Source organism: Candidatus Dadabacteria bacterium, assembly GCA_026706695.1.
In the GTDB taxonomy this organism is placed as follows: Bacteria; Desulfobacterota_D; UBA1144; order Nemesobacterales; family Nemesobacteraceae; genus Nemesobacter.
Map to the genome: position 1 here is coordinate 12,564 of JAPOYE010000076.1, position 15,045 is coordinate 27,608.

Consider the following 15,045-nt stretch of genomic DNA (forward strand, 5'->3'; position numbering starts at 1 on the left):
TACCTCCTGAAGTCGGGGTTAAAGATATGCTCCCGTCATCTGAATTTCGTCATTCTTTTTGCTAGTTTACCCATTTTCCCCATGTTTTTCATCATGTTTCGCATCTGTATGTAGTTTTTTACCATGCGGTTCACATCAGGCACTGTAGTTCCGCTTCCCTTGGCGATTCTTTTTCTGCGACTGCCGTTTAGGATAGCATGATTCCTTCTTTCGGACACCGTCATAGAATTGATTATCGCAAGGCTCTTTTTTATCTCATCCTCCGCCTTCGCTATCGCTTCAGGGTTATCGGTAACCTTTTTCATCCCCGGGACCATGTGGGCTATGCTTTCTATTGAACCGAGCTTGCTCATGGCCAGTATCGATTCCCTGTAATCTTCGAGGGAGAACTGCTTTTTCGATATTCTCTCCGCGAGTTTTTTCGTTCTTTCCTCTTCAAAGGCATCCTCCGCCTTTTCTATGAGGCTGAGGACGTCTCCCATTCCCAGGATTCTCGAAGCTATTCTCTCGGGGTGAAAGACCTCAAGTGCGTCGGCTTTCTCTCCCGTTCCGAAAAACTTTATAGGCTTGCCGGTGGTGGCCTTTATCGAAAGGGCCGCCCCTCCCCTCGCGTCCGCATCCATCTTCGTGAGAATTACGCCGTCGAGATCAACGGCGTCATCAAAACTCTGCGAAACGTTCACGGCATCCTGTCCCGTCATTGAGTCGGCAACGAGGAGAATTTCATGGGGACTTACCTTCTTCTTTATGCTTCCCAGTTCATCCATTAGCTCGCGGTCAAGATGAAGGCGTCCGGCCGTGTCTATGATCACCGCGTCCGCCCCATGTTTCGCCGAGGCAGAGACCGCATCCGCGCACACGTCCACGGGGTCAGAACCGGCCACGGTATCGTAGACGCTTACGTCTATTTTTTCTCCGAGAACCTTAAGCTGCTCTATCGCGGCGGGACGGTAGATATCGGCGGGAACCAGAAGCGGGGTCTTGCCGTGGCGTTCCTTGAGAAACTTGGCAAGCTTCGACGCCGTGGTGGTTTTTCCCGAACCCTGAAGCCCGACCAGCATTATTATCACAGGAGGCGCGACGTTTAAATTCAGAGGTTCGTTTTCCAGCCCCAGAATGCCGGTAAGTTCTTCTTTGACTATCTTTACGAACTGCTGTCCCGGATTGAGACTCTTTTCGACTTCCCGACCCAGCGCTCTTTCCTTGACAAGTTCGGTGAACTGGCGGACCACCCTGAAATTGACGTCCGCTTCAAGAAGGCTGAGACGCACTTCGCGAAGTGCGTCCTCTATGTTCTTTTCACTCAGCTTTCCATAGCCCCCTATCCTTTTGAGGGTGGTGCCGAGCTTTTGCGAGATTCCTTCAAACATCGTTGCATTTACCGCCGCTTAAAGCCATCCACGGCGGTGTCACGATCTATATAATACCGGAATTACGAAAATACAATCCTTCCCAGCCCGACGCACAGAACCGCCAAGATCCGCACCTTAACAGGGAAACATGGACAAAACGCCGCAAGCTATTATAATTACACCGATTTCTATCTTATCGGAGACACCATTGAAACTCGGAGCATACGGTTACATAAAACAGTTTCTCAGAGATCCAAAGAGCACCGGCTCCATAGGGCCTTCAAACGAGGAGCTGTCGGAGCTTGTCACCGAGACCGCCCGGCTCAACGAAATGGGAACCGTGGTGGAACTTGGCTCTGGAACCGGGGTTTTCACCGAGAAGATTCTTGAGAAGAAAAGTCCGGAAGCACTGTTTTTCGCAATAGAGATCAATCCCGAGTTCTGCGAGGCGACCAAATCACGATGTCCTTCCGCGACAGTCTACAGGGATTCCGCAGAGAACATGAAAAAATATCTCGAGCAGCACGGAAAAGATTCCTGCGACTGCATTATCTCAAGTCTCCCTTGGGCCGTATTTGACCACGGAACCCAGGACAGGCTGCTTAACGTCATCTGGGATGTACTCAAACCTGGAGGCAGGATGATCACATTCAGCTATTCAATCAGCATGATGGTTCCAAATGCCAGAAGATTCCGCTCAACGCTCCGAAACAAGTTCACAAGCGTCGTTAAGTCGAAGACCGTCTGGTCCAATTTCCCTCCAGCGTTTGTTTACAGCGCGGAAAAATAACGTTGTCTCCAACGCCGCCCAAAACCACACCAGCAAGCTGATTCTCCCACCGCAAGGACGGTTGGGTATACTTAATGAATAACGCGTAAGCGGTTTCTTTCATGTCCCAGCACCCGCTCTATCTGATTGACGGCAGCTCATATATATTCAGAGCGTATTACGGCGTAAGGGCCGATCTTTCCACCTCCGATGGGTTTCCAACCAACGCCGTCTACGGATTTGCAACCATGCTTCTTAAGTTTCTCAGGGAATACGAACCGAGGTACCTGGGGATGGTGTTCGATTCCAAGGGAGAAGTGTTCAGAAACGAAATATACCCTGAGTATAAGGCCAACAGGGACGAGGCCCCAGAAAGCCTCCAGCTCCAGTTCTCTAAGATTTTCGAACTGGTACGGGCATTCTCAATACCAATGCTCGCAATGGAGGGATACGAGGCCGATGACATCATAGGAACCATAGCCATGGCACAGGGAACATCAAAGGTGGTTCTGGTCACCGGAGACAAGGATTTCTGCCAATTGGTGTCTGAGAACGTGACTCTGGTTGACACAATGAGGGAACGTGTAACCGGAGTGCAGGAAGTGCACCAGAAGTACGGGATCGAGCCCGGACAGATGATTGATTTCTTCGCTCTTGTGGGAGACAAGGTTGACAACATTCCGGGAGTGGCGGGCGTAGGGGAGAAAACCGCTTCGGCCCTTATATCCAAGTATGGGGATCTTGACGACGTATATAGAAACCTTGAAGAACTTCGCCCCAGCGTCGCGAAGAGGCTAAAAGAGCACAAAGACAATGCATACCTCAGCCGAGAGCTCGTTACCATAAAAACTGATGTCGAAGTAGGAACCGGAATCGAGGACTTCAGATACGGTGGATACGCGGCCGAAGATCTTCAGGAAATATTCTCAGAGCTTGAATTTGAAAAGCTCCTAGACGAAATCGGTGCATCCCATACACCAAGCGAAAGTGAAGCAGTAAGATACGATTCCTACGAAACTGTTTTCGATGAGATGTCCCTCGGCCAGGTCATAAGAATAGTAGAGGAGGCAGGAGAACTCTCAATAGATCTCGAGACGGATTCTAGACTGCCGATGAATGCAGAGATAGTCGGCTTTTCACTGTGCACAGCCCCGGGACGGGCTTTTTACGTTCCCGTAGGACACACGGGAATCATGGAAGCCGAAAAGCAGATGAAACCTGAGACCGCACTTTCTATGCTGAAACCAGTTCTCGAGTCCGAGGGCATAAGGAAAATAGGACAGAATATAAAATACGATATGCTCGTACTTAAAAATCACGGCGTCAGTCTCAGGGGAATTTACTTTGACACGATGCTGGCCGCACACCTGCTCGACGCTTCCCGGGGAAGCTACAAGCTTGACGAACTCTCAAGAACTGAGCTTGGCCACAAGATGATTTCCTACGATGACGTTACCGGAAAAGGGAAATCAAGGAAGAATTTCGCCGAAGTTGATATCGAGACGGCAGCAAGGTACTCGTGCGAAGATTCGGACGTGGCGCTTATTCTTTCAAGAAAATTTCTTGAGACTCTGAAAAAAGAGGGGCTCTGGGACCTTTACAGGGAAAATGTTCTGGGCCTTGTTCCGGTTCTTTGCGACATGGAGTTCACGGGAGTGAGCGTCGACACCGCTATTCTCGGGAAAATGTCTGAAGAGTTCGAGAAGGATCTCGATTCCATCGAGGGCGGAATATATGAAAAAACCGAAGGAAAGTTCAACATAAACTCGACAAAGCAGCTCTCCGAAGTGCTCTTCGAGAAGCTAGGACTTCCCGTTAAGAAAAAAACCGCGAAAGGCGCCTTTTCCACCGATTCCGAAGTTCTAAGGGATCTGTCGACAATCCACGAGGTGCCGCGTCTCATACTCAGACACAGGTTTCTCTCCAAGCTGAAATCTACCTACATCGACCAACTTCCGAGACTCATAAATCCGGTCACCGGAAGGATTCACACCTCTTTTAACCCTGCCGGCACCTCAACCGGCAGACTGAGTTCCAGCGATCCCAACCTTCAGAACATCCCGATAAAAACCGGGGACGGAAAAAGAATACGGAAATCGTTCGTGGCAAAAGACGGCTGCGTTATACTGTCGGCTGACTATTCCCAGATAGAGCTTCGTCTGCTCGCCCATTTCTCTGAGGACCCGACCCTGCTTGAAGCTCTCCGAGACGATAAGGATGTGCACGTCGCAACGGCCTGTGAAATCTTTAACGCAAGCGAAGACCAGATCACCTCCGAGATGCGAAACCTCGCTAAGACCATAAACTTCGGGATAATATATGGCATAAGTGCTTTCGGGCTCTCAAAGCAACTCGGTACCACGGTCTCGGTATCAAGAAATTACATAAACAGATATTTTGACAGGTATTCTGAAGTGAAAACCTATATGCAGGCATCAGTTGAAGAAGCCAGGAACAGGGGCTACACAGAGACGCTTGTTGGGAGAAGAAGGCCGATACCGGAGCTTGTTTCGGGAAACAGGGTAGAGAGGGGAAGAGGAGAGCGTGAGGCTATAAATACTCCGATACAGGGATCCGCAGCGGATATAATAAATTTGGCCATGATCCGCATATTCAGAAGACTTGAAGAGGGAGAATTTCGCTCGAAAATGATCCTCCAAGTTCACGACGAGCTTCTCTTTGAGGTTTACGAAGCAGAGCTTGAAAAACTACGAACTCATATAAAAAACGACATGGAAAACGCCTGGGAACTCAGAGTACCGCTTAGAGTGGAAATGCGCGCCGCAGAGAACTGGGCCGAGGCTCACTAAGAATACAGTAACGATGGATTCCAGAATAAAGACCCTGATTCTGCACACGCTCGTTTTACTCTTTGTGTTTCTGCCGGCGGCACCTTCTCACGCTGAAGTAAACGAGAAAAAAATACTCTCCTTTATTTCGAAAAATTCCTCGTCGCGAAAGAAAATCGGGGTCATGGTCCGTTCCGCCGATACCGGCAAGACGGTTTTTCGCTATAACAGCAAAGAGGAATTCATTCCCGCCTCTAATAACAAAATACTTTCCTCCATAGCGGCGCTTTCCCTGCTCGGAAAGGGTTTTCGGTTCAAAACGGAGTTTTATCTGGGTGGAGGAATACACTCGGGAGTCGGCCACGGCGGTCTTTACGTAAAAGGGTTCGGAGATCCCACTATAGACATCGAGAAGCTCAGAGAGATTGCAGGGCGGATTAAGGCCCTCGGGATAACAGGAATCGAGGGCGGGATTTACCTAGACGGTTCGTATTTTGACGACGTCCATTACGGAGAAGGCTGGGATCCTGAATGGCGCGGCAAAAGCTTCTGCCCGCCCGTAACGGCGATTTCGTTTAACTACAACTCGGCCAAGATAAAAATTTCCGCGTCCAGGGTGCAGGGAGTTCCCGCAACGGTGAGAACGGAACCCGCCGAGTTTCCCTTCCCGATCAAAAACAGGGTTTCCACCAGGCTGAAAAGATCGGGTGTGAGAGCACAGTACAACGAACGAAACGAACTCAGGCTCTCCGGATACGTCTCCTCCCGCAAAAAAGCCGAAACCCTGGAGATTTCGGTGCCAGACCCGTTTTTTTACTTCGGGGCTACACTCAAGCAAGTTCTCAAGAAGGAAGGAATTGAAGTAAGCGGACCCATAGAGCGCAGGAGAGTACCTCGATGGACCGGGAAAATATTCACCCATTACTCAGAACCTCTGGGCACCATTATCCATGAGTACAACAAAGAAAGCGTCAATATAATCGGAGAAAGCATAGTCAAAGTGATCGGGGCCAAGCATCTCAACACCCAGGGATCATGGAAATCCGGCACGTACGTAATTGAAAATCATCTGAGGAGAATTGGTCTTAACGGAAACTTCTCCGTGGCCGACGGTTCCGGTCTTTCGAGGCTAAACAGGGTGTCCCCCGAGGATATAACCGAGGCGCTCCATGTGGCCTACGGCGATCCGGACATTTCAGAGGAGTTCGTTGCGTCCCTTCCGATCGCCGGAGTTGACGGAACTCTCAAAAAAAGATTTCGCGCCCTCAAGGGCAGAATCTATGCGAAAACCGGATATCTTGAAGGAGCCAGATCTCTATCCGGCTACGCATTCGCAAAAAACGGGCGGGTTTATGTTTTTTCCATCATATCAAACGGCATGGGAACAAGGGTAAAAAAACTTCAGAACCTGCTTCTTAGGGAACTTGTCTACTGATTTATCGCGTGGAAGCTGTCGGTCAATCTCGCGAATTCCTCAACCGAAAGGGATTCCGCCCTTCTTCGCTGATCGATACTCGAGTCTGAAAGTGCCTGCTCAACGGTCTCCCTCTCAAAGAAGTTGCTGAGAGAATTCCTTATGGTCTTTCTCCGCGAGGAAAACGCACATCTGGTAACGGTCCTGAAGGTCTTCTCGCTCGATACAGAAAACACAGGCTCCTTAAGCGGATCGAGCACCACCACCGCCGAATCCACCTCGGGAACCGGATAGAACACGCGCCGGGAAACTTTGAAGGCGATCTCTACGTTGAAACAGCTCTGGAGAAGTACCGAGAGGGAACCGTAGCTCTTCCGTCCCTTTGCAGAGGATATCCTCTGCGCCACTTCCTTTTGCAGCATCACTACTATTTTTGAGAAAAGTTCTCTTTCATCGAAAAGCTTAATTAGAACCTGAGTGGATATGTTATAGGGAAGATTGGATACAAGTTTCGTCTTTTTTCCGTCGGAAAAACGACTGAAATCGATTTTAAGGACATCTTCGTAAACAAATCTGATGTTTGCAGATTCCCCGAATCTCTCGTCAAGAAAGGTCTTCAGCCTCTTGTCTTTCTCAATTGCCGTGATTCTGCCAGCACCGTGTGCGAGATGCTCCGTGAGGCTCCCCTTTCCGGGTCCGATTTCAATCACATGATCTTCTTTGTGGAGCTTTGCGGTGGCGCAGATCTTACGGAGTATGTTGGGGTCGTTCAGAAAATTCTGTCCAAGCCTCTTAGTCTGCCGGAATATCTGCTCCCCCTTCATATCATCCATCCGTTTAAAGCGGATACTGTTTCAGAACAGCTCTTAAGCATGGAAGCAAAGAATGAAAGTGTAAAGTTATTCTTCTTTGAACCTGAATATCTTTTCTTTGTCTTTTATCATCCCCAGTTCCTCTCTCAGTATTTTCTCAATGTATCTTTCGTCTTGCTTAAGGGCCTTGATTTCTTCTCTGTACGCCCTGTTCTGCGCTTCTAAGTCCTCTATCCTCTTCTCTATCCTCTTGTTTTCGTTCTTGAGAAAATAGACCTTGGAAATCTCGTTGAAAAACACCAAGGCCACCGCTACGGCAATCACCGAGTACACAGCCAACCTGATGAATCTTTGCGGTCTCATATGTCCTCTAAAGAGCAAAAGTTCCCACGAGAAAAGGATTGGTCCTTTTTTCAATTCCCACTGTCGTTTGAGGACCGTGGCCCGGATGGATTTCGTAATGGTCGGGATATTTAAGAATCTCGGAGCGGATCGATCCGACAAGCTCCGTCATGTTCGTTCCCCCGGTGAGATCCACCCTTCCTACGCTTCCAGCGAAAACAGTGTCTCCAGCTATTATTGATTCTCCGAAAACAAAACATATATGCCCCCAGGTATGTCCCGGAACAAGGAGTATCTCTCCCCTGAGATTCCCCACAGAAAGAGTTTCTCCTTCTTTCACGTAACCATCTACCTCAGGGACTTCGACAAAGTCAAATCCGGGGAACCTCATCTTCGCCTCGGGAAGCAAATCAAGGACGGGTTGTTCTTTTTCGTGTATGTAAAAGGGTATGCCAAGCATTTTCTTGAAAGCCTCGACACCGGCCACGTGATCCAAGTGCGTGTGGGTATTAACTATTTTTTTTACCTCGAGCCCTGATTTTTCGATTTCCTCGGATATCTCCGCTATCTGCTCTCCGGGATCAACGAGCATAGCCTCGTTCGTATCTTCATCCCCTATGATGTAACAGTTTTCAATGAATATCCCGCCCGGGATGCATTTTATTATCAATCTGATCTCCTTTGAGTTCTGTTTATACGAAAATCGATGAATCCGCCCTCGGGTGGAAGCCACTTGAATTCAACCGATTCGACCTTTGCGCGGGGCGGTCCTTCTCCGCACCACTCAATCAGCTTTTCGAGATTCTCGGTCGTTCCTTCAGCGACTATTCTGACGTTTCCATCCATGAGGTTCTCGACATGTCCCTTAATGCCAAGCTCAGTCGCTGTTTGGGCCGTCGAGACTCTGAAGAAAACTCCCTGTACCCTTCCCTTTACCAGGATAACGGCTCTTCGTTCCATCCGATTCTTCCAGACTACCGAAAGCCTCTGTCAGTGTCAATGAACGTAGAGATTCGGGACTTTAAAGTAAGCACCGGAGCAGGAGAAAAGGGTTTGCGCGGCGTTGACAGGGAAAAAGGCAAAATGTATTTTCTTTCCTTAATGAGTGAGTACCGAGCCCATTTCAGATGCATAGACGAGAATTGCTCTGAAACCTATCCCATCGACGAAATTATTTACAGGTGCAAGAAGTGCGACAATCTTCTTGACGTTCAGCACGACATGGAAACTCTGGGGCAAAAAACGCCCGAGCAATGGAAAGAGCTTTTTGACAGCAGGTACAGAAAGCAGGTCTGGCCTTTCGGAAGCGGCGTCTGGGGGAAAAAGGAGTGGGTTATGCCCTCAATCGAAAACGAGAAAATAGTTTCAATGTACGAGGGGTGCACGAACCTTTTCTGGGCCGAGAGGTTCGGAAAACAGGTAGGCGCTGAAGATCTCTGGATAAAGATGTGTGGCAACAGCCACACGGGATCCTTCAAGGATCTGGGGATGACCGTGCTCGTATCGGCCGTAAACCAGATGATAAGCGACAACGTGAGCATCCCGGCGGTAGCCTGCGCCTCAACTGGGGATACATCGGCTGCTTTGGCCGCCTACTGCGCGTCTGCAGGCATTCCTTCAATAGTCTTTCTCCCCAAAGACAAGGTATCCATTGCCCAGCTGATCCAGCCTATATCGAACGGATCTCTGGTTCTCTCTCTGGATACGGACTTTGACGGCTGCATGGAGATGGTCCAGAGAATAACCAGCGAGCATAACATTTATCTTGCAAATTCGATCAACTCCCTGCGCATAGAGGGACAGAAAACTATAAGCATAGAACTTTGCCAGCAGTTTGACTGGGAGGTCCCGGACTGGGTAATAATTCCAGGCGGCAACCTAGGCAACGTGTCCGCGCTCGGGAAGGGATTCCTGATGATGTATGAGCTCGGCGTCATAAAAAAACTTCCGAGAATAGTTTGTGCGCAGGCACAGAACGCAAACCCTCTTTACCTGAGCTATCTTAAGGGATTTGAAGAATTTACCCCCGTAACAGCGAAAAAAACCCTCGCAAATGCCATACAGATCGGAAACCCGGTAAGCATCAACAAGGCAATTTCGATCCTAAGGCGATTTGACGGAGTTGTGGAGCAGGCATCGGAAAACGAACTTTCCCATGCCTCGGCAATGGCGGACAGAACAGGCACGTTTAACTGCCCGCACACAGGAGTTGCACTCGCGGTGTTTTTGAAACTGCTTGAGAAAAAGGTTCTTTCTCCCAAGGAGAAAATAGTGGTGGTTTCCACAGCTCACGGGCTTAAATTCGTTGAGTTCAAAGCCGGCTACCATAGGTCCGTTCTTGAAGGGATATCTTCTGAGCTAAGCAATGTTCCGGTGGAACTTCCAAACGATTACAAGGCCGTAAAAAACGCAATACAAAGCAGAATTCCGGTCCAGTAGTCACCATAAGAGTCATTCGGCAATCTGGATAATCCCTTGTTCTCAGCCGCTATCAACAATGTCTGTTCGGATGGCTGAGGCTTTTTCCGAAGCCCGGAACCTCCACCATTCCCAAGCGAGAAGAACCCACGCGGGCGCAAACTCTATCCATATCACCGCGTTCCCGAATATTCCACCTTCCTCCGGGTGAGAGGGAAAATAGTACTGAAGGTAATAAAGCGGGAGCAGTGCGGTTAAAGCAAGGAACCCCGGGCTTGGAGCTATGCAGAGAAACGGAAGAAGCCACGTGTAGTACCAAGGAAACTGTGCCGGGATCAACAGAAACACACCTCCAATTATGAGAAGCGCTTTTCTGTGGAGACCTAAAGATCTGCATACAAACGCCACGTAAAACTTCCAGAGAAGAAAAATCGCGATGAGACCAATTCTTGAATGTGCCTGCGCATGTCCGGGGTGAACATCAAACGCCTCCAGGATAAACTCCCATCCCGAAAGAACCGCCGTGAAGAACGGGCTGTTGTTCTGCCAGCTTTTTCCGTACGCTACGATGCCGGAAGTCGAATCCAGCCTAAACACAACCATGGGAAGAAATATGATTAAGACCGCGCTGGCGAAAATAGAGATCTGCAGCAGTGTTTGCCGTTTCTCCTTAAGGGGATTTAAAAACATCCCGAAAAGAAGCGCCGGCCAGAGCTTGACTCCCACCGCCAAGGAAAGGACGAGCGTCCAGAGCTTTTTCCTTTCGCAGAGAAAAAGCAGAATTGCTCCCAGTACGAACGGAAACGCAAGGATGTCCATGTGCAGGGAATTGAATATCTCTTTAACCAGAAGCGGGTTCCACCAATAGATAATGGAATATTGACGAGGAATACCGAGTTTCTTCAAACTAGCAAGCAGAAGCCCTAGCGTAACCAGATCAAACACCATGAGCAGAATCCTCCACGCCGTGGTGCCCATGGGAGATATTTTGTAGGATATGGCGAAGAAGAGTTCCGCGATAGGCGGATAGATGGTTTTTACGTGGGGATGGTTTACCTTCTCAAGCGTATCGCCATAGAGACGCTTGAGTTCCCTAAGTTTTTCGTTTCCCCCACCTTCCGCCACTTCCTCCGGGGAGTACTCGTAGGGATTCATTCCGTTTGCAACCACGGCGCCGTCCCAGAAATAGCGGTGATAGTCGTTTTCGAGTATCGGGGTTGAGAAAAGAAACAGAACGCGGAACCCGAGACCGAAAAGAATTATGAGAAGAAGCGAACACGCGCGGTTTTTTCTGAAACTTCCCACCGCCGCAAAGTAGACAGCCGAGGCAATAATCAGAAGCGATATGAAAACCGGTATCAGGTCTCTCTTAAAAGCCCCAGAGGAGAGTTCCGGGGAGATTTTAGCGATAGCCCCAAGCAGGAGAAAAATGGCTGTTCCGCACAGAAGAAGGAGCCGGTCCGGTTTATTGATTTTCCGCATCAATAGGTACAATTACGAAAATAATATTTCATTCAGTTCGGAATCCCGGAAGATGAACAAGAGCAGAGAAAAATTAAAACTAATTCTAAAAAGCAAATCAATCCTGCTCGGAAATTTCACTCTGGCATCGGGAAAGCAAAGTTCCTACTACATTGACGCCAGGCTCACGACTCTGGACCCTGAAGGCGCCCACCTGATATCAGAAATACTTCTGGGCGAAATCGCCGCTCAGGGAGGCGTAACGGCCGTCGGAGGACCGTCCACAGGCGCCGATCCGATGGTGGGAGCCATCATTTCCAGAAGTTATGAGCAGGACATGCCGCTTCGCGGATTCATAGTAAGAAAGAAGGAAAAAGAACATGGGACCGGGAACATGATAGAGGGCGGACTTACCGAGGGAGACAGTGTGGCAATAGTTGAGGACGTGATTACAACCGGCGGTTCCGTTCTAAGAGCCATTGATCTTGTCGAGTCCGCCGGAGCCGAGGTCCGTGGGGTCCTCTGCGTCGTCGACAGGGGAGAAAACACAGAAAAAGCCTTCCTTGAACGGGGCTGTAGCTTTTTTTCCATATTCAGGGTTTCGGAACTTCTCTAGAAAACTCCACGCAAAACTCTTTTGTTTTTCACACAAACCGGAATGATATTTGGTTTTACGTAATTACTGTCGCCTATATTTAGGCGGGGAGAGGATTTATTGAGCGTTTTACTTGTTGTAACACTTGTGCTTTCGGCATTTCTGGCCCTTAACATAGGAGCCAACAATTCCGCGGCGTCCATGGCGACATCGTACGGTGCCGGCGTAAGGTCGAAAAGACAGGCCGTATGGCTTATAGCTATCTTTGCTCTCCTCGGAGCGCTTACGGCCGGAGCTCCCGTGGTGGAGACCGTAGGCAAGGGAATAGTGCCGGCCGAGACCCTCTCTTCCGATATAGGCTTCATATTTATAATTCTGCTTCTCGGGATAGGTTTCATCGTCTGGGCGAATATAGTCCGCACGCCTATAGCCACCACCCACGCCATAGTGTGCGCCATAGTGGGAATCGGTCTTTATACTCAGACACTTAATTCCGACAGCTTCATCCGGGTGCTCAAATGGTGGATTCTGGCGCCGATAGTCGCCTGGTTAATAAATTTCGCCGTGGCAAAGTTTTTCTATTTCAAGATAGTCCATTACCTCGCAAGTAATTTCTCGGAGAAAAGAGTCAATGTCATCCTGACCGTGCTGATTACCATATCCGGAACTTTTATCGCCTTTTCGGGAGGCGCCAATAATTCCGCAAACGCCATAGGGCCGATAGTAAGCCTGGGGCTGATAGATTCCTATCCGGGCGCAATTCTTGCCGGTGTCGCAATGGGGGTGGGAGCAATTCTGCTGGGAGGCAGAGTTCTTGAGACCCTAGGGAAAAAAATAACGGAGATATGCATAATAAGGGCTATCTCGGTCGAGTTTACGGCTGCGGTAATAATACTGCTCGCCTCGTTATACGGAATTCCGGTTTCGATCGCCGAGATAGTAACAGCCGGAGTTGTGGGTTTTTCGTGCGCACAGCACGGATTTGTCCAGACTTCCAAAAACAGCCATGTTGTAAAAATCGGTTTTTTCTGGTTTGTTGTTCCTGTGATAACCGTAGGGGTAAGTTATTACATATCCCTCGTATATATAAAGTACGGCTTGTCGTCGTATCTGAGTTTTTTGGGTTAAATGAAATTTTCTGAAAGAGACGTAAAGAATCTCAATCACGAGTTTGAGCGAAGTTCTCCTGAGGATATCCTCGCCTGGGCTTCTGCGAACCTCGACCGCTCGGTGGCGCTTGCAACCAGCTTCCAGGTCCAAGGGATGGTGCTTGTCGACATGTTCGCAAAGGTAAACCCCAAAGCGAGAATCTTCACTCTTGATACCGGGAGGCTTCATTCCCATACGTACGACGTCATGGACAAGACAAGAGAAAAATACAACATCAACATCGAGGTGCTTTTCCCCGACACGGCTGAAGTGGAGGAAATGGTGACCAGCCACGGGGTAAATCTTTTTTACAAAAGCGTCGAAAACAGAAGACTCTGCTGCCAAGTGAGAAAAACCAACCCGCTTAACGGATACTTAAAAACCCTAGACGCCTGGATTACATCCATAAGGGCGGATCAGACGGAGCAGCGGGCAGAGTCAAGCAAGTTTGAGATCGACTACCTGCACGGAAAGATGCTCAAGATAAACCCTATTCTTGACTGGACCGCCGACCAGGTATGGGACTACATAAGGAAAAACGACGTTCCTTACAACAAGCTCCACGACATGGGATATCCAAGCATAGGATGCGCCCCCTGCACAAGGGCCGTCGAAGAGGGAGAAGACTCGAGGGCCGGCAGGTGGTGGTGGGAGCAAGGCTCGGACAAAGAATGCGGAATTCACTTCAGTCGCGAACCGCAGTCTTAAAGGTCTGAGGTCGCTCTCAGGTCCCACTCCGCAGATTCTCTTTCACAATCGGAAGAACTTCTTCTTTGAGCAGCCTCATTGATTTCTGCCATTTTTCCTTCGGGTTCCACTCGTGCCCCATGACCAGAAGCACCCCGAATCCCCCGACGAATTCATGAAGCTCGATTATTTTCCGGGCGACACCCTCAGGACTTCCCACAAGCCACATGTTCTCGATCATGTAGTCCATGGTCACTTCCCGGTCCGACATTGACTTGTCGATCTTAAACAGGTTCAAGTTGTTTCTTATCATGGGAACTATAGTGAAAAAATAATCCCGGAAATCTCTTGCGAGCGTGCCTTCTATTACTTCTTTTCTCGCCTCTTCGGTTGTCTCCGCGACATAGACGTCCCTTGCGATTCTCCATTTCGCCCTCTCAGGTGTTCTGCCGACGGCCTCCGCACCCTGCTCGTATCCCGCCCAGTGAGATTTAAGCACATCAGGAATAACGAAATTTATGCTCATAGGTATCCAGTCACGTTCCCCGGCCGTCTTAAGACTCGCAGAATTCTCCGAGATTCCCGCAACCGCTATAGGAGGATGAGGTTCCTGGTAGGGCTTCGTGTGCACTCCGAGACCAACCCTTTCCACGGGATCGGGAACGGTAAACTTCCACCGGGAGTTAGAGTAAACACCCGGGCTCGGGTTGTTCCAGAGGTTAAGTATCATCTCAAGGGACTCGTTCATAAGCTGTCTTTGTTCCCCTGTTTTCGGGTTTATACCGAACGCTTCGAAATCTCCGATGAAACTTCCGGCTCCTACTCCCCAGTAGAATCTTCCCTTAAGCAGGTGGTCAAGAACCGCAATTCTGTGCGCAAGCATAAAAGGGTCATGCTGAGGCAGGCATGAAACTCCCGTACCGAAGATTATACGTTTAGTGAGAGCGGCGGCTTTGGCTATGAAAAGATCGGGGGCAGGTATATTCTCCCAACCCGCCGTGAAGTGTTCTCCTATCCAGGCTTCCCTGAAACCGATTTCGTCAAGAAAAACTACCTGCTCCATGTCCGCTTCGAGCGTATCGGAAAGGGAAGAGCCGAACGGATGAAGAGGCATTGTGAAATATCCTAGTTCCATTTCCGGAACATTATACTCCCTTTGAATGTAAAAAGAGAGTATTTTGCGCAGCGACCTCGGCTAGTAAAGTTTGGCAAAAACTCTGTGTATGTAGTAATATGATACGGATTTTGAACATTAAA

At 49.2% G+C, this 15,045-nt stretch carries 14 protein-coding genes; 7 read left to right on the top strand and 7 right to left on the bottom strand.

All coding sequences use genetic code 11. The features are described 5' to 3' along the window. Positions 1-35: 35 nt before the first annotated feature. Positions 36-1,370, bottom strand: coding sequence for a signal recognition particle protein (gene ffh, locus OXG10_05550; protein MCY3826827.1), 1,335 nt, complete (start codon positions 1,368-1,370; stop codon positions 36-38). 190 nt (positions 1,371-1,560) lie between these two features. Here ffh and OXG10_05555 point away from each other — a divergent pair, with 190 nt between their 5' ends. From OXG10_05555 to dacB, 3 genes are all read left to right on the top strand, one after another. After that, the gene (locus OXG10_05555) at positions 1,561-2,142 is read left to right on the top strand and encodes a methyltransferase domain-containing protein (protein ID MCY3826828.1); all 582 of its coding nucleotides are present in this window, start codon (positions 1,561-1,563) and stop codon (positions 2,140-2,142) included. Positions 2,143-2,243: 101 nt separating this feature from the next. Next, on the top strand, positions 2,244-4,931 hold the full coding sequence (gene polA, locus OXG10_05560; GenBank protein ID MCY3826829.1) for a DNA polymerase I: 2,688 nt from the start codon (positions 2,244-2,246) through the stop codon (positions 4,929-4,931). A gap of 13 nt (positions 4,932-4,944) precedes the next feature. Then, positions 4,945-6,345 (top strand): D-alanyl-D-alanine carboxypeptidase/D-alanyl-D-alanine-endopeptidase, encoded by a 1,401-nt coding sequence (dacB, locus tag OXG10_05565; GenBank protein MCY3826830.1) that lies wholly within the window; start codon positions 4,945-4,947, stop codon positions 6,343-6,345. On the opposite strand, the gene rsmA is transcribed toward dacB, so the two are convergent. The 4 genes from rsmA to OXG10_05585 form a co-directional block, all read right to left on the bottom strand. Then, entirely contained in the window at positions 6,339-7,148 is an 810-nt protein-coding gene (gene rsmA, locus OXG10_05570) for a 16S rRNA (adenine(1518)-N(6)/adenine(1519)-N(6))-dimethyltransferase RsmA (protein ID MCY3826831.1), read from the bottom strand. The two genes, dacB and rsmA, sit on opposite strands and share 7 nt — an antisense overlap. Positions 7,149-7,223: 75 nt before the next feature. After that, positions 7,224-7,499: a septum formation initiator family protein gene (locus OXG10_05575; GenBank protein ID MCY3826832.1), complete on the bottom strand. Its 276-nt coding sequence runs from the start codon at positions 7,497-7,499 to the stop codon at positions 7,224-7,226. Between the two features lie 7 nt (positions 7,500-7,506). Next, positions 7,507-8,148, bottom strand: coding sequence for an MBL fold metallo-hydrolase (locus tag OXG10_05580; GenBank protein MCY3826833.1), 642 nt, complete (start codon positions 8,146-8,148; stop codon positions 7,507-7,509). Then, a complete protein-coding gene (locus OXG10_05585; protein ID MCY3826834.1) occupies positions 8,145-8,438 on the bottom strand; it encodes an acylphosphatase in 294 nt (97 codons plus the stop codon). The genes OXG10_05580 and OXG10_05585 overlap by 4 nt, the downstream gene beginning before the upstream one ends. A 141-nt stretch (positions 8,439-8,579) precedes the next feature. Between OXG10_05585 and thrC the strand changes: the two genes are divergently transcribed. Then, positions 8,580-9,917: a threonine synthase gene (gene thrC, locus OXG10_05590; GenBank protein ID MCY3826835.1), complete on the top strand. Its 1,338-nt coding sequence runs from the start codon at positions 8,580-8,582 to the stop codon at positions 9,915-9,917. A 42-nt stretch (positions 9,918-9,959) separates the two neighbouring features. Here thrC and OXG10_05595 read toward each other — a convergent pair whose 3' ends face one another. Then, entirely contained in the window at positions 9,960-11,378 is a 1,419-nt protein-coding gene (locus OXG10_05595; GenBank protein ID MCY3826836.1) for a hypothetical protein, read from the bottom strand. A gap of 52 nt (positions 11,379-11,430) precedes the next feature. Here OXG10_05595 and pyrE point away from each other — a divergent pair, with 52 nt between their 5' ends. The 3 genes from pyrE to OXG10_05610 all read left to right on the top strand — a co-directional run bounded on the left by pyrE (position 11,431) and on the right by OXG10_05610 (position 13,809). Continuing rightward, on the top strand, positions 11,431-11,973 hold the full coding sequence (pyrE, locus tag OXG10_05600; GenBank protein MCY3826837.1) for an orotate phosphoribosyltransferase: 543 nt from the start codon (positions 11,431-11,433) through the stop codon (positions 11,971-11,973). 99 nt (positions 11,974-12,072) lie between these two features. Next, the gene (locus OXG10_05605; GenBank protein MCY3826838.1) at positions 12,073-13,080 is read left to right on the top strand and encodes an inorganic phosphate transporter; all 1,008 of its coding nucleotides are present in this window, start codon (positions 12,073-12,075) and stop codon (positions 13,078-13,080) included. Next, complete coding sequence (locus tag OXG10_05610; GenBank protein ID MCY3826839.1) at positions 13,081-13,809, top strand: phosphoadenylyl-sulfate reductase; 729 nt, start codon at positions 13,081-13,083, stop codon at positions 13,807-13,809. Between the two features lie 16 nt (positions 13,810-13,825). Here the strand turns inward: OXG10_05610 and OXG10_05615 are convergent, their stop codons facing one another. Next, the gene (locus OXG10_05615; protein MCY3826840.1) at positions 13,826-14,923 is read right to left on the bottom strand and encodes an LLM class flavin-dependent oxidoreductase; all 1,098 of its coding nucleotides are present in this window, start codon (positions 14,921-14,923) and stop codon (positions 13,826-13,828) included. Positions 14,924-15,045 lie beyond the last annotated feature (122 nt).